General features: G+C 54.6%; 15 protein-coding genes. 12 read left to right on the forward strand and 3 right to left on the reverse strand.

Translation table 11 applies throughout. From position 1 onward, the window contains the following. Window positions 1–159 precede the first annotated feature (159 nt). The 8 genes from HED22_RS17900 to HED22_RS17935 all read left to right on the forward strand — a co-directional run bounded on the left by HED22_RS17900 (window position 160) and on the right by HED22_RS17935 (window position 10,335). Window positions 160–1,389, forward strand: a complete 1,230-nt coding sequence (locus tag HED22_RS17900; protein ID WP_254870266.1) for a helix-turn-helix domain-containing protein — start codon at window positions 160–162, stop codon at window positions 1,387–1,389. Between the two features lie 181 nt (window positions 1,390–1,570). Beyond that, window positions 1,571–2,695 carry a flavodoxin-dependent (E)-4-hydroxy-3-methylbut-2-enyl-diphosphate synthase gene (gene ispG, locus HED22_RS17905; RefSeq protein ID WP_167724805.1) on the forward strand — a complete coding sequence of 375 codons (1,125 nt, stop codon included), beginning with the start codon at window positions 1,571–1,573 and terminating at the stop codon, window positions 2,693–2,695. Between the two features lie 128 nt (window positions 2,696–2,823). Then, window positions 2,824–4,065, forward strand: coding sequence for a histidine--tRNA ligase (gene hisS / locus HED22_RS17910; RefSeq protein ID WP_167724807.1), 1,242 nt, complete (start codon window positions 2,824–2,826; stop codon window positions 4,063–4,065). A 7-nt stretch (window positions 4,066–4,072) separates the two neighbouring features. After that, window positions 4,073–5,419, forward strand: coding sequence for a glutamyl-tRNA reductase (hemA, locus tag HED22_RS17915; RefSeq protein ID WP_167724809.1), 1,347 nt, complete (start codon window positions 4,073–4,075; stop codon window positions 5,417–5,419). Then, window positions 5,416–6,498 (forward strand): peptide chain release factor 1, encoded by a 1,083-nt coding sequence (gene prfA, locus HED22_RS17920; RefSeq protein ID WP_167724811.1) that lies wholly within the window; start codon window positions 5,416–5,418, stop codon window positions 6,496–6,498. Before hemA ends, prfA begins: the two co-directional genes overlap by 4 nt. Window positions 6,499–6,500: 2 nt before the next feature. Next, on the forward strand, window positions 6,501–7,403 hold the full coding sequence (gene prmC / locus HED22_RS17925) for a peptide chain release factor N(5)-glutamine methyltransferase (RefSeq protein WP_167724813.1): 903 nt from the start codon (window positions 6,501–6,503) through the stop codon (window positions 7,401–7,403). 289 nt (window positions 7,404–7,692) lie between these two features. Further along, on the forward strand, window positions 7,693–8,454 hold the full coding sequence (locus tag HED22_RS17930; protein ID WP_167724815.1) for a DUF4167 domain-containing protein: 762 nt from the start codon (window positions 7,693–7,695) through the stop codon (window positions 8,452–8,454). A gap of 285 nt (window positions 8,455–8,739) precedes the next feature. Continuing rightward, a complete protein-coding gene (locus HED22_RS17935; protein ID WP_167724816.1) occupies window positions 8,740–10,335 on the forward strand; it encodes a type IV secretory system conjugative DNA transfer family protein in 1,596 nt (531 codons plus the stop codon). Between the two features lie 6 nt (window positions 10,336–10,341). Here HED22_RS17935 and HED22_RS17940 read toward each other — a convergent pair whose 3' ends face one another. After that, window positions 10,342–11,106, reverse strand: coding sequence for an MOSC domain-containing protein (locus HED22_RS17940; protein ID WP_167724818.1), 765 nt, complete (start codon window positions 11,104–11,106; stop codon window positions 10,342–10,344). 366 nt (window positions 11,107–11,472) lie between these two features. On the opposite strand from HED22_RS17940, the gene clpB reads away from it, so the two are divergent. Both clpB and HED22_RS17950 read left to right on the forward strand, forming a co-directional pair. After that, window positions 11,473–14,064, forward strand: a complete 2,592-nt coding sequence (gene clpB / locus HED22_RS17945) for an ATP-dependent chaperone ClpB (RefSeq protein ID WP_167724820.1) — start codon at window positions 11,473–11,475, stop codon at window positions 14,062–14,064. Between the two features lie 124 nt (window positions 14,065–14,188). Further along, window positions 14,189–14,980: a DUF4197 domain-containing protein gene (locus HED22_RS17950; protein WP_254870267.1), complete on the forward strand. Its 792-nt coding sequence runs from the start codon at window positions 14,189–14,191 to the stop codon at window positions 14,978–14,980. Window positions 14,981–14,994: 14 nt separating this feature from the next. Here HED22_RS17950 and HED22_RS17955 read toward each other — a convergent pair whose 3' ends face one another. After that, window positions 14,995–15,432, reverse strand: a complete 438-nt coding sequence (locus HED22_RS17955; protein WP_254870268.1) for an ATP-binding protein — start codon at window positions 15,430–15,432, stop codon at window positions 14,995–14,997. 24 nt (window positions 15,433–15,456) lie between these two features. Then, the gene (locus HED22_RS17960) at window positions 15,457–17,277 is read right to left on the reverse strand and encodes a long-chain fatty acid--CoA ligase (protein WP_167724824.1); all 1,821 of its coding nucleotides are present in this window, start codon (window positions 17,275–17,277) and stop codon (window positions 15,457–15,459) included. Window positions 17,278–17,745: 468 nt separating this feature from the next. Here HED22_RS17960 and HED22_RS17965 point away from each other — a divergent pair, with 468 nt between their 5' ends. Then, window positions 17,746–19,521, forward strand: a complete 1,776-nt coding sequence (locus HED22_RS17965) for a M3 family oligoendopeptidase (RefSeq protein ID WP_167724827.1) — start codon at window positions 17,746–17,748, stop codon at window positions 19,519–19,521. A gap of 1 nt (window position 19,522) precedes the next feature. Next, window positions 19,523–20,902: an AarF/ABC1/UbiB kinase family protein gene (locus HED22_RS17970; protein WP_167724829.1), complete on the forward strand. Its 1,380-nt coding sequence runs from the start codon at window positions 19,523–19,525 to the stop codon at window positions 20,900–20,902.

Consider the following 20,902-nt stretch of genomic DNA (forward strand, 5'->3'; position numbering starts at 1 on the left):
CTTTTGGTGGGGATATCTGCTAGTTTTATTGCTAGATCGTAACGTGGGGGTGCGGAGTTGGCGATCAAAAAGCGAAAGGAAGATCATTTGGATGATGAAACCCGTGGACGCCTTCGTTTCAGGCCTTTGTCCGGGGATCATGCGTCAAATGATGTTGTGATGGACGCAGAGAATAACCAGATCGGTGGCGACACCGAAGTCGGGAGCTTGCTTAAGGCGACCCGTAATGGTTTGGGGCAAACAGTCGAAGACGTTTGCCGCATGCTTCGTATTCGCAAAATTTACATCGAAGCCATCGAAAGCAGCGACTATTCGGTTCTGCCGAACGGTCCCTATGGGCTTGGCTTCGTAAAAGCATATGCTGAACATCTCGGATTGGATGGTGCGGAAATTGCGCGCCGCTTCCGTGAAGAAAGCAACGCACCTGCAGTGCGTAGTGAATTGTCCTTCCCGAAACCGGTTCAGGAAAGCCGGGTGCCGGGTGGTGCGGTTCTTCTGATTGCAGTCATGTTGGGACTGGGCGCCTATGGCGGTTGGTACTATCTGTCGAGCCAGGGCAAAACCATTGCTGACCTGGTCGATCCGTTGCCAGAACGGCTTGCAAGCTATTCGACCACGGCAACCGAAGAAGCTGAACCGCGCACGCTTGAGAACGCGGCTGACGCACAGGCTGCTGAGGCTGAGGTGGAAACACCGGCAGCAGTTATTTCCGAGCCCGTCGCATCAGTTGCCAGCGCACCGGAAAGCGTAGGCGCGGTTACGCCAGAGGCGGCGGTTGAGGAAACAACGATTTCCGAAGCCCCGGTTGAAGAGGCTGTACCTGAAGCGGCGACGGAAGTCGCGGAAGCACCGGCAGAATCGGTCGAAGCACCTGCCCTTGCCGAGGACGTTGCAGAAGCAACTCCGGAAGCTACGCCGGTTGCTGAAGAAGTGGTGACTGCCACCGAACAGCCGGCACAAGAAGCACCGGTTGTCGCCGAAGTGGCAGAAGCACCTGTTGAAGAGCAGGTCGCCGAAACACCAACTGCCCCCGCTGCGGAAGTTGCATCGGTTCCGGCTGCACCGGACGTAGATGACGCCGGTGGTGCTCGTGTCTTTGGCGCGGTCAATGTTGATAGCCGTGTAACCATCTCTGCGGTGGAAACCAGCTGGGTCCGCATCCGCGAAGAAGACGGTAATGTCCTTCTGACCCGGATGTTGACGGCCGGTGATACCTACAAGGTTCCGAATCGTGACGGTTTGAAACTAGAAGTCGGTAATGCCGGTGCGCTGACCTACAGCATCGATGGTGCAGAAGCCCAGCCGGTCGGCGAGTATGGCGCAGTGATTTCGGATTTCTCGCTTGATGTCGGCGATCTTGCCCAGACCGGGGAACCAACCGTTCAATAGGTTTGGCGCAGGCTAGGCGGCGATCAAAACAGACAAATTGCAAAAGGCGATCCAGACGGGTCGCCTTTTTTCGTGACAGCTATGCGAAATCTGGCGGAAAATCTGTTAGCGAACGGTTTCTAATCCGCGTTTGATAAGCTATATACTCCCCCAAGACATCTAAAACATTTTGGAACCGGAAATGAGCGTCCGCCCATATCGCGATATTGAACGCCGCCAAAGCCGCAAAATCCGTGTCGGTGACGTGGAAGTCGGCGGGGATGCACCGATCTCGGTGCAGTCGATGACCAACACCCTGACCACCGATGTGAACGCGACAGTTGCGCAGATCCATCGGCTGGAAGAGGCGGGTGCGGATATCGTTCGTGTGTCCTGTCCGGATCAGGAATCAACGGCAGCGCTTAAAGACATCATCAAGCAGGTGCATGTTCCGATCGTTGCCGACATCCATTTCCATTACAAACGCGCGATCGAGGCTGCCGAGGCGGGGGCTGCGTGCCTGCGCATCAACCCGGGCAATATCGGGTCGACCGACCGCGTGCGTGAAGTGGTCAAGGCGGCCAAGGATCATGGATGTTCGATGCGAATTGGCGTGAATGCCGGGTCGCTTGAAAAGGAACTTCTCGAACGCTACGGCGAACCCTGCCCGGAAGCGATGGTCGAAAGCGCGCTGAACCATGCCAAGGTTCTTGAAGATCAGGATTTCCGTGAATTCAAGATTTCGGTCAAGGCGTCCGATGTCTTCCTTGCTGTTGCGGCCTATTACGGCCTTGCCGAGGCCTGTGACTATCCGCTGCATCTTGGCATTACCGAGGCCGGTGGCCTGCGTGGTGGTACGGTGAAATCATCCATCGGCATGGGCAACCTGCTGTGGGCCGGGATTGGGGATACCCTGCGTGTGTCACTGTCGGCTGATCCGGTCGAGGAAATCCATGTCGGGTTTGATATTCTGAAGTCACTTGGACTTCGCACCCGTGGTGTTCAGATCATTTCCTGCCCGTCCTGTGCACGTCAGGGCTTTAACGTGGTTGAAACCGTTGCCGCCCTTGAAGAACGTCTGGCGCATATTTCAACCCCGATTTCGCTGTCGATTATTGGCTGTATCGTTAATGGTCCGGGCGAAGCGCGTGAAACCGATATCGGCCTGACCGGTGGCGGTGGTGGGAACCACAAGATGTATATTTCCGGGCGTCCGGATCACAATGTCAGCACGGAAAAAATGGTCGACCATATCGTTGAGTTGGTCGAAGAACGTGCGGCCAAGATCGAAGCCGAAGAAGCCGCCAAGAAAACCGCGGCGGAATAGCTAGGCAGTATTGACTAATTTTGGCTTTCCGCCACACCGGCGGAAAGCTATTTTCATGTTCGCATGTGTTTGCGCCCATTGATGTTTCGCGCAAATATCTGGAATTCAAGTTAGATCGGAGACCCAAAGTGGCATCGCTTCAACCCGTCCGTGGCACGCACGACCTTCTGCCGGAACAGAACCGTCTGCAGGATTACATCGCGAATACCGCACGCGAAATCGGCGAGTTGTATGGCTACCATCGGATGACCACGCCGATCTTCGAATTTACCGAGGTCTTCGCCCGCACCCTTGGCGACACATCCGATGTCGTGACTAAGGAGATGTACACCTTTGAAGATCGCGGTGGCGAACAGATCACGCTGCGTCCCGAAGGAACGGCCGGTATCGCGCGTGCCTATATTTCCAATGGCATGCAGCAGATGTCCCCGGTCAAGGTCAGCTATTATGGCCCGATGTTCCGCTATGAACGCCCGCAAAAAGGCCGTCAGCGTCAGTTCCACCAGATCGGTGCGGAACTGCTGGGCGTCGAACAGGTTGCTGGCGATATCGAGATGATCGGTTATGGCGCGCATATCCTCAAGGCGCTTGGTCTTTGGGACAGCATCACGCTGGAACTCAACACCCTTGGTGATCCTGAAAGTCGTGCGGCATATCGCGATGTGCTGGTCGATTACTTCAAGGGCCACTTTGACAAACTGTCCGAAGACAGCCGGGCTCGGCTTGAAAAGAACCCGCTGCGGATCCTTGATTCCAAGGATGAAGGTGACCGCGAACTGGTGGCCAATGCACCACTATTTGCCGAATACCTCAACGAACATTCCAAGGAATTCTTCAAGGGCCTGACAGAGGGGCTTGGTGATATCGGCATCAGCTATGAACTGAACCCGCGTCTGGTGCGTGGTCTGGATTATTACTGCCACACCTGTTTCGAGTTCACCACCAACACCCTTGGTGCCCAGGGCACGGTTATGGCCGGTGGTCGATATGACGGGCTGATTTCGACCATGGGTGGTCCGCAGACGGCCGGCGTGGGCTGGGCAGCTGGTGTTGAACGCCTGGCCCTGATGGTTGGCGCAGCACCGGCTGGTGCGCGCCCGGTGGCGCTTGTTCCGATGGGCGATGCTGCCGAAGCCAAATGTCGTGCCCTTGCGCAGACCCTGCGCGAAGCAGGCGTCTCGGTTGAGCTTGGTTATTCAGGTAATATGAAAAAGCGCCTGAAGCGTGCCGACAAGGCAAACGCCAAACTGGCGGTGATCCTTGGCGATGATGAACTGGCCAATGGTGTTGCCCAGTTGCGTGACCTTGATAGTGGCGAGCAACAGGAAGTGGCACTCGACCAACTGGCTGATGTGATCGGCAAGAAGTGAGAATGGTGTGACAGACGGGATTTCGCATGAGGATGCCGGGGATTGGCCGCTGGATCGCCTGATGGTGATCGGCACCAATCATAGGCGCTCCAGCGAGGATACCCGTGACCGTCTGTTCATCGACGAAGCCCGGTTGCCGCAATTTCTTGCTGTAATCGAGCAAGCCCGTCTCGGGCAGGCGGTTGTTGTTTCGACCTGCAATCGCACCGAAATTCATCTGCTGGCGTCAGAGGCTGAACGTGGGCGCGAACGCCTGATTGATCTGATGTCGCTTTGGGCCGATCTGGATCGTGACCAGCTCGCGAGCGAACTTTACATCCGGTCTGGCCGGGATGCGTTGCGCCATATGTTTGCCGTCTCGGCGTCGCTCGATAGTCTGGTGATTGGCGAGCCGGAGGTCTTTGGCCAGGTCAAGGACGCCCATCGCATTGCCAGACGGCATAACCTTGTCGGGCGTGAGTTGGAACTGGTCTATCAGACCGCCTATGGCATTGCCAAAAAGGTCCGCAATCAGACCGGGATCGGTCAGGGGGCCGTATCTATTGCCGCCGCGGCGCAATCGGTTGCGCGTGATCTGCATGGTGATCTTGGCGACTGTACGCTGCTTGTCGCAGGCGCAGGCGACATGGGCGAATTGATCGCTGCATCGCTTGCGGAACGTGGCATTGGCCGCATTCTGGTAACAGACAGGCTGACCGCGCGTGCCCGTCTGGTTGCAAGGCGACTGGATTGTCACTGGTCTGAGATCGATGATCTTGACCGCCTTATGGCCGAGGCAGATTTGGTTCTGACGGCTGGCGGATCGCGGCGTTACATGATCGACAAGGATCGTGCCTTGGCGGCGGTCAAACGCCGTCGGTTCCGCCCGGTCCTGATGATTGATACCGCAGTACCCGGTGACATTGACCCGCAAGTCGACGAGATTGACGAGGTGTTCTTTTACCGGATCGAAGATCTGGAAAAGATTGCAGCAGAAGGGCGCGGTGGTCGCGAAGAAAAAGCCGATCAGGCCTGGGCGCTGATCGAGGCAGAGCTTGACAACTTTGTCCGTGATCGCGCACAGCGCGCCGCTGTTCCGGCGATTGCCGATCTGCGTAAACGGTTCGAAGCTGTGCGGGCTGATGCGCTCAGTGAAAGTCAGGGTGATGCCGAAAAGGCGACCCGGCTTTTGATCAATCGCCTTTTGCATGCGCCAACACAGGCATTGAAAGATTTGGCGACGACAACAGACGGTGCAGGCACCGTGGAATGGGTTAAGGCCCAGAAACTGTTGGCGCGTCTGTTTGAACTTGAAGACAAGCCGCATGGGACCGATAACGCGCCCAGCGACCCTGAACAGGAGAATAAAGAGTGAGTTTGGACCTTGGGAAACTCGAAGGCGTTACACGCCGGTTCGACGAACTCAACGCGCTTCTTTCAAGCGGGGAGCTTGACGGCGAAGGCTTTTCCAAGCTGTCGCGCGAACATGCCGAACTGGCCCCGGTGGTCGAGGCGATTGAAGCCTATAAGAAGCTTTTGAACGACCTGAAGGAAGCCGAGGAAATTCTGGCGGACGCGGATGGTGATCGCGATATGCGCGAAATGGCCGAAGCTGAAAAATACGACATTCAGGAAAAGCTGCCCGAGGCAGAGCGTCAGATGAAACTGATGCTGATCCCCAAAGACAGTGCAGATACCAAAAACGCCATCCTTGAAATTCGCGCCGGCACCGGTGGCGAAGAAGCCGCCCTGTTTGCTGCCGATCTTTATCGTATGTATCAGCGCTATGCCGAAGGCCGTGGCTGGAAGTTTGAACAGATGGATGCCAGCGAAAACGACCTTGGCGGTTTCAAGGAAGTGATTGTCAACGTTTCTGGAACGGACGTGTTTGCCCGCCTGAAATTTGAAAGTGGCGTGCATCGCGTTCAACGTGTGCCGGTGACGGAGGGTGGTGGTCGTATTCATACATCCGCCGCAACCGTGGCCGTGCTGCCGGAAGCCGAAGATGTCGATATCAAGATCGATCCCAAGGATCTGCGTATTGATACCTATCGCTCCCAGGGGGCGGGTGGTCAGCACGTCAACACCACCGACAGTGCCGTGCGTATTACCCATATTCCAACCGGTGTGGTCGCGGCCAGCCAGGAAGCGAAGTCGCAGCACAAGAACAAAGAAAAAGCGATGAAAATGCTGATGTCGCGTCTTTATGATCAGGAACGCGAAAGCAAGGACAGCGAACGCGCGGCGGACCGTAAATCACAGGTCGGGTCGGGGGATCGTTCCGAGCGCATTCGCACTTATAACTTCCCGCAAGGGCGAGTGTCGGATCATCGCATTAACCTGACACTTTATCGCCTGGATGATTTCATCGCCGGTGGTCCTGCGGTTGATGAAATGATCGATGCGCTGATCGCCGAGGAGCAGGCGCAAAAGCTTGCCGAGATTGAAAGCTGATTATGTCTTCTGACACGTCATCAACCCTTGGCGCCCTGATGGCCGAGGCCGTTTCGGCCTTGACGGACGCGGGTATTGAAAACGCGCGGATGGATGCGCGCATTCTGCTGGCACGTGCTGCGGGTGTTGATGGCGGTCGGATCAGTGCGTGGCCCGAAGATGGTGTTGCCACAGACAAGGCAGAGATGTTCCGCGATATGATCGCGCGCCGCATCGGGCATGAGCCAATCGGTCGTATTCTGGGCGAGCGTGATTTTTGGCGCCATACTTTCAAGCTGTCGCCCGAAACGTTGGAGCCGCGCCCGGACAGCGAAACACTGGTCGAATGGGCGATTGATTTTCTTGAGGATGCTGACGCCCCAAGGATTGTTGATTTCGGTACCGGCACGGGTTGCCTGTTGTTGTCCGCGATTGGTGATTTGCCCGGGTCGACTGGAATAGGACTTGATCTAAGCGAAGGGGCCGTGGCCTGCGCAAGGGAAAACGCACGTTTGCTTGAGCTTGAAGATCAAGTCGAATTTCGTGTTTCTGATTGGGATAGCGCACTTGGTGATGCAGATCGGGCTGAGGGGTTTGATCTTGTCATGTCCAACCCGCCCTACATCACCGCAGACGAGATGAATACGCTATCGCCAGAGGTGCAGAAATTTGATCCCCGTCTTGCCTTAACCGATGAAGGCGATGGACTGGCCGCATACCGCGCCTTGTCAAAAATTGCATTTGATCTGGCAAAGCCCGGCGGGTTTGTCATTTACGAGATCGGTCGCGGTCAGGAAAACGATGTTGGCCAGTTGCTGATCGAGGCCGGTTTTGTCGGGGTTGAATACCGGGAAGATCTGAATGGAATTGTCCGTTGCGTCGCAGCAAAGAAAACCCGTTGTTCGGTCGGGCGGTGCATAATCTGATAAATCCGTGCCTGTGATGTAAAAAAAGCATCCGGGAGTGAAAAAAACAGTTGGAATAAGGCGCCAAGCCATATAGGTTGAATTGAACGGGCCGGGTGCCCGACGCGCTTATGAAAGCGCCGTGTTCCCCTGTAAACAGTCAGCAATCTCCGTTCCTTTCAAGGTTCCCGGCAGGTTTGTATTAATGCCGTGATGGGCGCTGTTTAGCGGGAAATATGTTTTTCAGACGGAGTGGTTCCGGGGCCGATGATGCCGCCGGATTGTCCTTCAACACCAAAGTCATGTTGATATGAGAAATAACAATAAACGTCCGCGCGGACGGCAACAGTCTAATAAACGTCCAGTAAATCCAAAATTCCAGAATTTTGACAGCAATGGGCCGGACGGCCGCGTACGCGGCAATGCCCAGCAGGTCTATGAGAAATACGTTTCTCTGGCAAAAGACTGCACCGATGATCCTGTGCTGGCTGAAAACTATTATCAGCACGCAGAGCATTATCAGCGCATCCTTCAGGCCGCCCAGGAATGGGAAAATCAGCGTCGGGAAGAACGCGGCGATAACAATCGCCAGCGTAACAACCGTGGTCGTGATGACCGCAACGACGCCCAGTCAAATCAGAACGACGACCAGCAGGGTGACACCAGCGAAAACGCAGAAAATGCGTCAAACAATGCTGATGACAACACCCCGGTAGAAGCAGACAAAAATGCTGCTGAAACGTCAGAAGATGATGGTGGCAAGCCAAAACGCGCTCCGCGTGCCCGTCGTTCGGATGCACGGGGAACGGGTCGTGGGCGTCCTCGGAAATCCGATGATGCCGCCCCGGATGAAGCTGCAACGGCAGACGCATCTGGCGATGACGCGTCGGCAAATGCCGATAGCGGCGATCAGGGCGAAGATGGCGAAAAGAAAACGCGCCGCGCGGCAAGCGGTTCTGCGCGCACTCGCGGTCGCCATCCGACGGCACGTCGTGGTCGCAGCCGTGCAGCCGGGCGTGATGACGAAGAAGGTGCTACTTCTGACGAAGGGTCCGAACCGGTTTCGGCCTGATCCGATCAGAAATGGTCTTTCAGCATGACAAACACCCCCGCAGGCGGACCGCCTGTGGGGGTGTTGTCGTTTTGAACAGTTTTGAAAACTGGGTCATTCCCCCAAAGACGCAGTGCTTTAATCGATGCGAAATTGTATAAGCGTATAATTGATTATTCCGTGCAATCTTTGATTATGGGTTGTGTGGGTTCTGGGACAAAATACACATAAAACTGTGAAACCAAAGATCGGTATAAACCAGCCGACGTCATTTCACAGTACAAGCGCATTCTCGGGGAGTATTAGATGGGGACTGGCTTATTTCGGGTCGTCATGGTTCTGCTATGGGCGCTTGGCGGTATGGTTATCGCCCTTGGGCTGTTTAATGGTGACTATGAACTGGCTTTGTTAGGGGCTGTCTGTTTCATCGTCCCGATGTTCATTCCGCTGGTTGTCATCCTCCTGAACCGCATGAAGCCGGCATCATCTGCGAAATCAAAGAAACCCAAACTCGGGGCCAAAGGTTCCCGGATGAAAGCCGACAACGAATGGGCGACTGTGGAAGATCTTAATGCGCGAAAACTGCTGGAAAACAATCCGGCATTTGTTCTGGGGCGCTGGGGTGATGACAAGCGTTTGATTGGTGCCAATGGCCTGAAGCGTGTTCTGACCTTTGCGACCAAGCCGGAGGAATATTACCGTGCATCGGCAGAGCCGAACGCCCTTTTGCATACCGGAAACCTGTGTGTTTACGAGCGTTATGGCAGCGTTTTTCGCGCCATTCATGACCGTCGGACCAAACTTGGTCAAAAACTGATTGTGATTGACCCACACAAGCAGACCGGTGTGGAAACCGAGCAGTTCAATCCGTTCGATTTCATTCGCCAGCAAGGCGAAGGCCTGATTACCGATACTGGCTTTATTGCCGACACGCTTCTCGCGCCGATGTTCGTCAACGAACTTGATGAACAGGAAGTCCGCACGGCAAGAACCCTTCTTCAGGGCTTTATTGTTTTTACGATCCAGAGAAGTGCCAAGGAAGACCGCAATCTTGGGGAAGTGCGTCGCAACCTGATCATGCCATCACATCGTTTCTACAAGATCCTTGAAGAACTGATGAGCATTGAGTCCGCTGATGGCCGCATCTCCGAGGTTGCGCTGAATATCCTCGATATGACCGAAGATCAGCGCATGAAAATCATCGAGGCCTGCCGGGCTGCAACCGAGGATTTCGATAATCCGCAGATCTCACGACTGGTCAGTAAAAGCAGCTTTACGCTCGACGACATTACAAGTGGCCCGGTTTCGATCTTCGTGATCGGTCAACTTGGCGGTGACAACCCGGAAGTTCAGCCATCCTTTAGCCGTGTGATGCTGTCGGGCATGATGAACCTGATCAATCAGCGTGGATGGAAATCCGGTGATCCTGAATTTCTTGTGCTTCTGGATGGAATTGAAAGTGTCGGTCGCATGCCGTTGTTCGAGCGCCTGTTGGGCGGTGGTTATGGTGATGGGATGATCGTCTGGCCCGGCTTCACAGGGGTCAGTGGCCTGATGGATGTTTGTCTGAACTGGGAAAATGTGGTGGGCCGTGTCGATGCCATTTCGGTTTTAAGCCAGGAAGGAGCCTTTAACCTTGATTGGGTTTCAGGTCTGACGGCAATGTCGAAATTTGATGATACCGGCGGCGGCAAAGATACCAGCCGACCGGTGCATCTGCGCTCACAGGACAATCAGCCGATCCTTAGATCAGCCGAGGTGGCCCGTTTTCCCAAGGAAGAGCAAATCCTGTTCCGGAAAGGATGCCCGCCCATTCGCGCACATCGCCTTGATTGGTATCATGACGAAATGTTCAAGGGCATGGCAGTTCACGCCCCGACATTCAGCTCTGGCAATGACTGACCGCTCTTAGGCGATCGTCAGTTTATCGCCCGGTGTGATCGTGCCGTCTTCAAGCGCCTCAAGGTAAACACCCATGTAAAGGTGATTGACCCCCTTGCGCAGCATCAGCGGAACGTTGATGTCGGCAACGGCGGTATCAGGATTAACACTGGTGGCCTTGCAGCGGGTGATCGGGTGCACAACGCGGAACGAGATATCATTGATCTTGATGATCTTGTCTTCGTTCCATTCCAGCTCTTTCCAGGGTTCCAGCCCGTCAATCAGAAGATTGCCACGAAAGCGCATCGGGTCGATTTCGCTTTGGACGATGCGGGTACTGAAATCACGGATCGATGCCAGATTAAGCAGCGATATGAACGGTTCTTTCATGTCGCCGAAATTGGTATCAGGTACGGAATAGATTTTTGGCGTACCAGCGATCTCGTTTTTCAGAAATGCCTTGAGGAAATCCTCGACCACGGTTCTGCCCATGCTGTCATCAAGCTTGCCTTTGCAGATTGCGCGACCATTTCTAAGGATGGTCAGGGTGCTGGTGGCATCATCGTAATCCGTACCGATTTCTGCCAGCTTGGGTGTGTTGACCAACTGCAGAAAGTTGCTTTTACGAGCCCATTCATGCACGCCTTCCTGCCCGACCGAAGACTGGGTGGCAATGACAAAGCGGCGATCATCAGTGATCATGTGGTGCGCGTTGATCTTTGCTTCTGAAAGATCAACACCGCGCATTCCCTTGACCGGGTATCTTTTGATGGCTTTGAGTTCGATCGTCATGATCTGAGTTCCTGTTTGGCGCTTTGACATGCCAGGATATGCGGGACGAGTGGCATGCATATTCGGGCGACGTTAGAACGTTGTTTTGCCAAGGGCAACCCCCAAGCAGGCCCAATGGCAATACGCGAAATTCAGGACGGTCGCCTGTTATCTGGAATAATGCCAGAAAGTCGTGCTGCGGTGCACAATTAATTCTTGCAACTTTTGTAGGGGTATATGGTTGCAAACAGGCTAGACTGAGACATATCAATGTTGTCGCTGTCGAAATAATCTATAATTTTTAAATTCGGTAATGACACCAATGCCGTGGACGCTTCCAAGAAGGTCCACATCGTTTGAATACTGTTGGCTCAAGGAGTGACAGGAATGGAATTCGAAAACTTTACGGACCGGTCAAAAGGATTTCTGCAGTCGGCTCAGTCGCTTGCGCTGCGTGAAAATCATCAGCAATTTGTTCCGATCCATCTTCTTAAAGTGCTGCTTGACGACGAAGAAGGTCTGGCAGCCAATCTGATCAAGGCATCCGGCGGCAAGCCCAAGGTTGCCCTTGATCGGTGTGAGCAAGAACTCGCAAAGCTGCCCAAGGTATCGGGCGGCAATGGTCAGATTTATCTTTCATCTGAATTTGCCCGCCTGATCGACCAGGCACAGGAAATCGCCAAAAAGGCTGGCGACAGCTTTGTCACGGCTGAGCGGTTGCTTCTGACGATCGCACTTGATCCAAAGTCAGCCGCGGGCAAGGTATTGGCCGATGCCGGTGTAACGGCACAGGGCCTTAATGGTGCGATCAATGACATCCGCAAGGGCCGTACGGCCGATAGTGCCGGTGCCGAGAACCAGTATGACGCGCTTAAGAAATATGCCCGTGACCTGACTGAGGCCGCGCGCGAAGGCAAACTTGATCCGGTCATTGGTCGTGACGAGGAAATCCGTCGTGCCGTGCAAGTTCTGTCGCGCCGGACCAAGAACAATCCGGTGATGATTGGTGAACCCGGTGTGGGTAAAACCGCAATCGCCGAAGGCTTGGCGCTGCGTATCGTCAAGGGTGACGTGCCTGAAACGCTCAAAGACAAGAAACTTCTGTCGCTTGATCTTGGTGCCCTGATTGCTGGTGCGAAATTCCGTGGTGAATTCGAAGAACGCCTCAAAGCCGTTCTGAGCGAGATCGAGTCCGAGGCCGGCAATGTTGTGCTGTTCATTGATGAGTTGCACACGCTTGTCGGTGCGGGCAAGGCCGAGGGATCGATGGATGCATCGAACCTGCTTAAACCTGCCTTGGCACGCGGTGAGTTGCACTGCGTTGGTGCGACGACCCTTGATGAATACCGACAGCATATTGAAAAGGATGCGGCACTTGCCCGTCGTTTCCAGCCGGTCTTTGTCAACGAGCCGTCAGTGACCGACACGGTGTCGATCCTGCGCGGGATCAAGGACAAATACGAGCTTCATCACGGGGTGCGTATTGCCGATGCCGCGTTGGTGGCAGCCGCCACACTTTCGAACCGTTACATAACGGATCGGTTCCTGCCCGATAAGGCAATTGACTTGATGGATGAGGCATCATCGCGCTTGCGTATGGAGCTTGATTCCAAGCCAGAGGAAATTGACGAACTTGATCGTCGTATCATCCAGCTCAAGATCGAGCGTGAAGCGCTCAAGAAAGAGCAGGATAGCGCATCCAAGGATCGTCTTGGCCGTCTGGACAAGGAGCTGGCCGAGCTGGAAGGAAAATCAGCTGAGCTGACCGCGAAATGGGAAGCCCAGAAGAAGGAACTTGCAGCCTCGACCCACATCAAGGAACAGCTTGATCAGGCCCGTGGCGAACTGGAACGCGCGATGCGTGATGGCAAGCTTGATCGTGCCGGGCAGCTTCAATACGAAGAAATCCCGGCTCTGATGACGTTGCTTGAAAAGGCGGAAAACGATCCGTCGCGCGGCATCAAGGAAGAAGCGGTCACCGAAAAGCACATTGCATCCGTGGTCTCGCGCTGGACCGGTATTCCGGTCGACAAGATGCTCGAGGGTGAGCGTGAAAAGCTTCTTGAAATGGAAGACACGCTGCGCAAACGGGTTGTTGGTCAGGACGATGCGGTGCGCTCGATCTCCAACGCTGTACGCCGTGCGCGTGCCGGGCTGCAGGATCCAAACCGACCGATCGGTTCGTTCCTGTTCCTTGGTCCGACCGGTGTCGGTAAAACCGAGCTGACCAAAGCACTTGCGCAGTTCCTGTTCGATGATGAACAGGCCATGGTCCGGATTGATATGTCCGAATTCATGGAAAAGCATGCGGTGGCCCGCCTGATCGGTGCGCCTCCGGGCTATGTCGGCTATGAAGAAGGTGGTTCACTGACTGAGGCGGTGCGTCGTCGTCCGTATCAGGTTGTCCTGTTTGACGAGGTCGAGAAAGCACATCCAGATGTGTTCAACGTCCTGCTGCAGGTTCTTGATGAAGGGCGTCTGACCGATGGCCAAGGCCGGGTTGTGGATTTCCGCAACACGCTGATCATTCTGACCTCGAACCTGGGTGGGGAAATCCTTGCCAATCAGGAACCGGGTCATGACAGCGGGGAAGTCCGTGCGCAGGTCATGGAAATCGTTCGGGCATCGTTCCGTCCGGAATTCCTCAACCGTCTGGATGAAACCATCCTGTTCCATCGTTTGCATCGCGATCAGATGAGCAAGATCGTAGATATCCAGCTTGGCCGTCTTGAGAAGCTTCTTGTTGATCGCAAGATCGAGCTTACCCTGGATGATGCCGCCAAGGAGTGGTTGGCCGAGAAGGGTTATGATCCGGTCTATGGCGCGCGCCCGCTTAAACGCGTGATCCAGCGTTATCTGCAGAACCCGCTGGCGATGCAGATCCTCGAAGGCGGGATTGCCGATGGGGATAAGGTCCCGGTCTCGGCGAAAGGCGGTGATCTTTTGCTCAACGGCAAAAAAGTCGATGTTGTTGACTAAGGTCACCTGACATCTCACATACAAAACCCCGGTTGGTTAACCGGGGTTTTGTCTTTTTCGGGCCATGATTGTTTTTCATTATATTTGGCTCCAGGACGCCTTAACCAAAACGGCAGGAACGCGCATGCAGAACAGTACTTCCAATCGCCTTCTCAAAGCCGGTGCTGTTGCACTTGTTCTTGGCAATCTCGTAACACCTGTTCATGCCCAGTCCTTCTTTGACAAGGCCAAGGAAGCCCTTGGTGATGCGATGAACTCGTCTGGCTCGGGGAGTGCTTCCGGCGGCAGTGGCTCGGCGGTTTCAGCACTTTCATCAGATACGGTCGAACAGGGGCTTAAACAGGCGCTTGATATCGGAGTGGAACTGGTTACCGATCAGCTTGGCGCGGTTGATGGCTTTAATGCCGATCCTGTGGCGCATATCCCCTTGCCCGAAGAAGTTGAAACGGCACAGAAATTGTTGAGCGCGGCAGGGCTGGGCAGCTATGCCGATGAAATCGAACTACGCATGAACCGGGCGGCTGAGCAGACCATGCAGGATGCCGGGGATATTCTGGTCAATGCGGTAAGTCAGATGACGGTTGCAGATGCCAAGGGGATTTTACAAGGCCCGGATGATGCCGCGACCCAGTATCTGCGACGTGTATCTGGCAGTGATATCGAGGGCCGCCTGCGCCCGATGATCACCGATGCCCTGTCAGACACCGGTGCCTTGTCAATTTATGATCAGATGCTTGGTCAATATGCCAAGCTTCCTTTTGTGCCAGATCTCAAGGCGTCGCTGACCAATCATGCAACAGACAAGGCGATGGAGGTGCTCTTCCATTATATCGCTGTGCAGGAAGCCGACATTCGAAGCGACCCGACACGTTGGACCACCGACATCCTCAAAAGAGTATTTTCCAGCGTGAACTGAGGTGCCATCGGCGCTTAGCGATATTTTTCGGGTAGCTGTTCCCAACGGTCACGCATATCGGAAAACGTCTCGTCGGGTACCATATGGATGCTGCCGAAACGGCCATGGCATTCGACAATCTGCAACAGAATGTCGTGCTTTTCTGCCATGTCGATATAGGCCTTCATTTCCCAAAAACGGGTGAAGGTGTTGGATACGACAACGTCGTGTCCACCCGACAGCGCATTGTGGCATTCGGCCTCGCACCGTGCGTGCGTTTGTGACAGGCGGGTACCGTCAAACTCGTAAAAGCCCTCGTCGTCGACCATGAACATGTCGGCTTCAAGATGAACGGCACCGGTGGCCTGACACAGATTTTTGGCAAGCGTTGATTTACCCGATCCGGGAAGGCCCCGGACCAGCGTAAGGGTTTGTTTGATTTCCTTGGGGCGAGTCATTTTCTTTGTGGTCAATCGTTGGGCTTTTAGTGTGGGCTTTTATTGGCCACCACGTTTGCGCTGATAAAGGCCGCCAAGCTGCTTGCCATAGGCCTCGCGGATTTTGTGGCGGCGGATTTTCATTGATGGGGTCAGCATTTCGTTGTCGATGGTAAAGGCGGTTTCGGCAAACATGAAGCTACGCACCTTCTCAATTGTCGACAGGCGCTTGTTAACCCGGTCAATGGCGTTGCGGATGACTTTGCGGAATTCGTCGTTCTTGCCCAGTTCGTCGATGGAATTGGAAATACCGTTGTCACGGGCAAATTCGCGCATGAAGTCTTCGTCTGGCCAGAGAACCGCCACCAGATATGGCTTGTCATCGCCATAAACCATCGCCTGCGAAATCTCGGTTTCAAGGGTCATCAGGCCTTCGATCCGCTGGGGCGAAATATTGTCGCCGCCGGAATTGACGATGATGTCCTTCTTGCGGTCGGTGATCATCAGGCTGCCCTGTTCATCGAACTTGCCGATATCCCCGGTATGCAGCCAACCGTCAATAATGGTCGAAGCCGTGACGTCAGGCAGGTTCCAGTAACCCTTCATCATGCTTTCACCGCGCAGCAGAATTTCGCCGTCATCGGCGATTTTGACCTCCGCCCCGACCATTGGCGGGCCGACGGTGCGCAGCTTGTTATTTTCAGCACGGTTGCAAGATACCACCGGGGCGAACTCGGTCTGGCCATAGCCCTGCAGAATGCGGATGCCGCATGAAACGAACAATACGCCCAGCTCATAGTTCAGGGGGCCGCCACCTGATACCATCGCCTTTATCCGTCCGCCAAAGCGCTGGCGCAGCTTGCGACGCAGCAGCAGTTCACAGGCCAGGTTCTGGAATTTCTCGATCAGGTTAAGACGTTCGCCTTCATAATTCTTGCGGCCCAAACGAAGGGTCAGGTTAAACAGCTTTTGTTTCAGCCCGCCTTCCTTTTCGACCATGCGGCTCATGCGCTGATACAACATTTCATAAAGGCGCGGCACGGCGGTCATGATGGTCGGTTTGACCTCTGCCAGATTGGCAGCCAGCTTATCAAGCCCCTCGGCGTAGTAGATCTGGGCGTCAATGCTGATCGGAAAATAAAGGCCGGCGGTGTGTTCATAGGAATGCGACAGTGGCAGGAAGGACAGGAAGATTTCCTTGTCGATGCCAAGTGTTTCGATAATGTCAAACGCACCCATGCAGTTCGAAAGGATCGCCCCGTGGCTCAACATCACCCCTTTGGGCGATCCGCCGGTGCCTGACGTGTAGATCAGGCAGGCAAGGTCTTCGCGATTGATTGCTGAAATCCAAGCATCAACGTCATGGGACAGACCGCGCCCCTTGGCAATCAGATCGTCCCAGCGAGAAATTGTGATATCGCCAACAAAACTTTGTCCCCATTCTTCCATCATGATCGCATGTCGGCAGCGCCCGCTATCAAGGGCGGCATGCAGGAACGGTTGGGCAAGTTTCTTGGTCGAGATGATGGCAATCGCCGCACCACTGTCTTCGATCGCGTGCAGATGGTCGCGCTCGGTATTGGTGGTGTAGGCCGGAACGGTCATGGCGCCAACACACATGATGGCAAGATCGGCAATGCCCCATTCGGTACGGTTTTCCGACACCAGCAGCACCCGGTCACCGGGCCGCACGCCGATGTCATAAAGGGAACGGGCAAGTGCACGCACCTGATCTGCGGCTTCTTGCCAACTGGTGGAAACAAACTCTTTGGTGTCGGGGTTTTTGGTCCAAAGAAACGGCTTGTCGCCATGCTTCTTTGCCTTGTCGAAAAACATGGTCGGCAAGTTTTGCCAATCGGCATAATCCTGCAAACTCGTCATGGCGTTTCCTTGCATCACTGTCTGTTCCCGTGAACGGGCAATCTTTGCGCTGCCCTGCTGGGGACGTTGTCCTCAATCTTTATACCGACATAAACGCGGTACAGATCGGAAAAAAACGAACGTTCCAAGATGAATTTGTTATCAGGGATTGCAGCATTGCGCAGCCTGAAAATGACATTTTAAAGACCGATCTGTCACCGATGTCACAGCAACGCGTGATTGTTGGCTTTGTTCCGGTGTCAGCCCGCGCAAAATCCTGTTCTATTTGGGTTCCAGGGGCGCTTTGCTGTTGTCGATTATACAAGGAACGATATGATCGACCCAGCAATTTGAAACCGTATCTGTGAACGGGTCTGGTGCTATGGCTTTGACGGGCTATATATCGGGTTTGGAGTTTGAATGTGAAGGGGATACGCCCTTTGCTTCGCGGATCGGACACAAGATCTAAAGACACTGTCTGGAGGACAAATGAACGCGATCAACAAGAATTTGCCGACCTGGGATCTGACCGATCTCTATAACGATCTGAAAGACCCGAATATCCGGCGCGATCTTGATGATGCCAAAAGCCGCTCTCAGGCATTCCAGCAAAGCTATCAGGGCAAGCTCAATGATCTGTCCGGTGATGAGCTGGCTTCGGCCATCGCCGAATACGAAGCCATCAGCGAGATTTGTGGCAAGATCGGATCGTTCGCCCAACTGATGTATGCCGGTGACAGCTCCGACCCGGCGATTGGCCAGTTCTATCAGTTCGTTCAGGAAGAAATGACCGGCATTTCCAGCCTGTCGCTGTTCTTTGGTCTTGAAATTAACCGGATCGAAGAAGCATCGCTGGATGCCAAGTACGAACAAAGCGAAGCCCTGCGTCGCTATCGTCCGTGGTTGGATGAAAACCGTGCCTTCCGCCCGCATCAGCTTTCCGATGAAGTTGAACAGGTCCTGCATGAACGTCGTGTTGCCGGATCGGCCGCATGGGTGCGCCTGTTTGATCAGACCATGGCCGAGCTGCGCTTCCCGATTGATGGCGAAGAGCTGACCATGTCAGATGCGGCCAACATGCTGTCCTCGAACAAGGTTGAAGACCGCAAGAAGGCTGCCAAGTCGATTGGTGACGTTTTGGGCAAGAATATCAAGCTTCTGGCGCACATCACCAATACCCTTGCCAAGGACAAGGAAATTGATGACCGCCTGCGCAGCTTTGCAACACCGGTTTCTTCGCGCAACCTGTCCAACCAGGTCGAAGATGACGTTGTCGATGCGCTCAATACCGCCGTCAAAAACAGCCATGCTGATCTGTCACATCGTTACTATCGCCTGAAAGCGAAATGGTTCGGTGTCGATCAGCTTGATTACTGGGACCGCAATGCGCCGCTGCCTGATGATGATGATCGTCAGATCGACTGGGATACGGCGCGTTCAACCGTTTTGAAGGCCTACGGCGAATTTTCACCGGAACTGGCCGAGGTTGGTCAGAAGTTCTTTGATAATCCGTGGATTGATGTGCCGCCGCGTGCCGGTAAATCATCGGGGGCCTTTGCCCATCCGACCGTGCCGTCTGCACACCCTTATTTGTTGCTGAATTATCACGGCAAGACGCGCGATGTGATGACGCTTGCCCATGAACTGGGTCATGGCGTGCATCAGGTTCTGGCAGGTGAGCAGGGCTATTTCCTGTCGGATACGCCGCTGACGCTGGCCGAAACCGCGTCGGTGTTTGGTGAAATGCTGACCTTCCAGTCGATGCTGCGTTCGGAAACGGATCCGAAGATGAAGCGCATCATGCTGGCGGGCAAGGTTGAGGATATGCTCAACACCGTCGTGCGTCAGATCGCGTTCTTCGAGTTTGAAAAACGCGTTCATGAAAAGCGCCGCGAAGGTGAATTGACCGTTGATGAGATCTGCGACATCTGGATTGCCGTACAGCATGAGAGTCTGGGCGATGCCATCCGCTATGAAGATGAATACAAGTACTACTGGTCTTATATTCCGCACTTCATCCATTCGCCGTTCTATGTTTATGCCTATGCCTTTGGCGATTGTCTGGTGAACTCGCTTTACGATGTTTACCAGGGCGCTGAAGACGGCTTCCAGCAGAAGTATCTTGATATGCTGAAAGCTGGTGGCACCAAACGGCACAAGGAACTTCTGGCACCGTTCGGACTTGATGCATCGGACCCGGCCTTCTGGCAACGGGGCCTGAATATGATCAAGCGCATGATCGACGAGCTGGAGGAGCTTTCCTGAGATGAGTGATAACGACGATGATTACACCGCCGCAAACGAGGAAAACAGGTTTGGCGGGCGGGTTCGTCGTTATGCACGGGTAGGCGCATCGGCCAGCAAGCTGGCCGCGCGCCTTGCCACGGGAAAAATGTTCGGCGGCGAGGTCGATCACGCTAAATACGCCGCCGAACTGACCTCGGCGTTGGGGGGGCTCAAGGGCCCGTTGATGAAGGTCGCCCAGATCCTTTCAACCATCCCCGATGCCCTGCCCAAGGAATACACCCAAGCGCTTGCGGAACTGCAGGCCGATGCGCCCAGCATGGGGTGGCTGTTTGTCAAACGTCGCATGCGCAGCGAACTGGGTGCGGGATGGCAATCGAGATTTACCGAATTCAGCCATGATGCGGTGGCAGCTGCTTCTCTTGGGCAGGTGCATAAGGCCTTACTGCCCGACGGGCGTGACGTCGCGTGCAAGCTTCAATATCCCGACATGTCGGCAACGGTTGAGGCCGACCTCAAACAGCTGCGTGCTGCCTTTGCGATCTACAAGCGCTATGACAGTGCGATTGATGCACAAAACATTCAGGAAGAACTTGCCGCCCGCCTGCGTGAAGAACTTGATTACGAACGCGAAGCCAAGCATATGCGCCTGTATCGTCATATGCTGGCCGATGAGGCGTGCGTTCATGTGCCAGAGCCGGTCGATGAACTGACCACCAGCCGACTTCTGACCATGACCTGGCAAAAGGGGCAGAAATTCCGCGAGCTCATCGAAAGCAATCCCGATCAGGATGCGCGCAATGCGGTGGCGCTTAATATGTTCAGGGCATGGTACGTGCCGTTTTATCGCTATGGTGTGATCCATGGGGATCCGCATCTTGGCAATTACACATTGCGTGATGACTTGTCTGTCAATCTTCTCGATTTTGGCTGTATCCGCATTTTCAAACCCGACTTCGTCAAGGCGGTGATTACGCTTTATGAAGCACTCCGCGACGAGGACGAGGAAAAGGCGGTTTCAGCTTATGAAAGCTGGGGCTTTGAAAACCCGTCACGTGAATTGATTGATGTGCTTAATATCTGGGCCAGCTTTGTTTATGGCCCGATCCTTGATGACCGCGAACGCAAGATGGGTGAAACCAACTCGGTTGCCTATGGCGCAGAAGTGGCTGGCAAGGTGCATCAGGAACTGCGTCGAGTAGGGGGCGTCAAACCGCCGCGCGAATTCGTGCTGGTCGACCGGGCGGCTGTCGGGTTGGGGGCGGTATTCTTGCGTCTGGATGCACAGGTAAACTGGTATCGCCTGTTCAACGACCTTGTCGGCGACTTTGATGTCACGCAACTCGAAGCCCGCCAGAAAAAAGCCCTTGATCAGATCGGGCTGGAGCGGCCCGACGCGTAA

The organism is Thalassospira sp. HF15 (genome assembly GCF_011806525.1).
Lineage (GTDB): Bacteria > Pseudomonadota > Alphaproteobacteria > Rhodospirillales > Thalassospiraceae > Thalassospira.

Bases quoted from the DNA above. Each gene is read 5' to 3' on its own strand.
- HED22_RS17900 (WP_254870266.1), top strand. From the start codon at position 160: ATGGACGCAGAGAATAACCAGATCGGTGGCGACACCGAAGTCGGGAGC.
- ispG (WP_167724805.1), top strand. From the start codon at position 1,571: ATGAGCGTCCGCCCATATCGCGATATTGAACGCCGCCAAAGCCGCAAA.
- prmC (WP_167724813.1), top strand. From the start codon at position 6,501: ATGTCTTCTGACACGTCATCAACCCTTGGCGCCCTGATGGCCGAGGCC.
- HED22_RS17930 (WP_167724815.1), top strand. From the start codon at position 7,693: ATGAGAAATAACAATAAACGTCCGCGCGGACGGCAACAGTCTAATAAA.
- HED22_RS17935 (WP_167724816.1), top strand. From the start codon at position 8,740: ATGGGGACTGGCTTATTTCGGGTCGTCATGGTTCTGCTATGGGCGCTT.
- HED22_RS17940 (WP_167724818.1), bottom strand. From the start codon at position 11,106: ATGACGATCGAACTCAAAGCCATCAAAAGATACCCGGTCAAGGGAATG.
- clpB (WP_167724820.1), top strand. From the start codon at position 11,473: ATGGAATTCGAAAACTTTACGGACCGGTCAAAAGGATTTCTGCAGTCG.
- HED22_RS17950 (WP_254870267.1), top strand. From the start codon at position 14,189: ATGCAGAACAGTACTTCCAATCGCCTTCTCAAAGCCGGTGCTGTTGCA.
- HED22_RS17960 (WP_167724824.1), bottom strand. From the start codon at position 17,277: ATGACGAGTTTGCAGGATTATGCCGATTGGCAAAACTTGCCGACCATG.
- HED22_RS17965 (WP_167724827.1), top strand. From the start codon at position 17,746: ATGAACGCGATCAACAAGAATTTGCCGACCTGGGATCTGACCGATCTC.
- HED22_RS17970 (WP_167724829.1), top strand. From the start codon at position 19,523: ATGAGTGATAACGACGATGATTACACCGCCGCAAACGAGGAAAACAGG.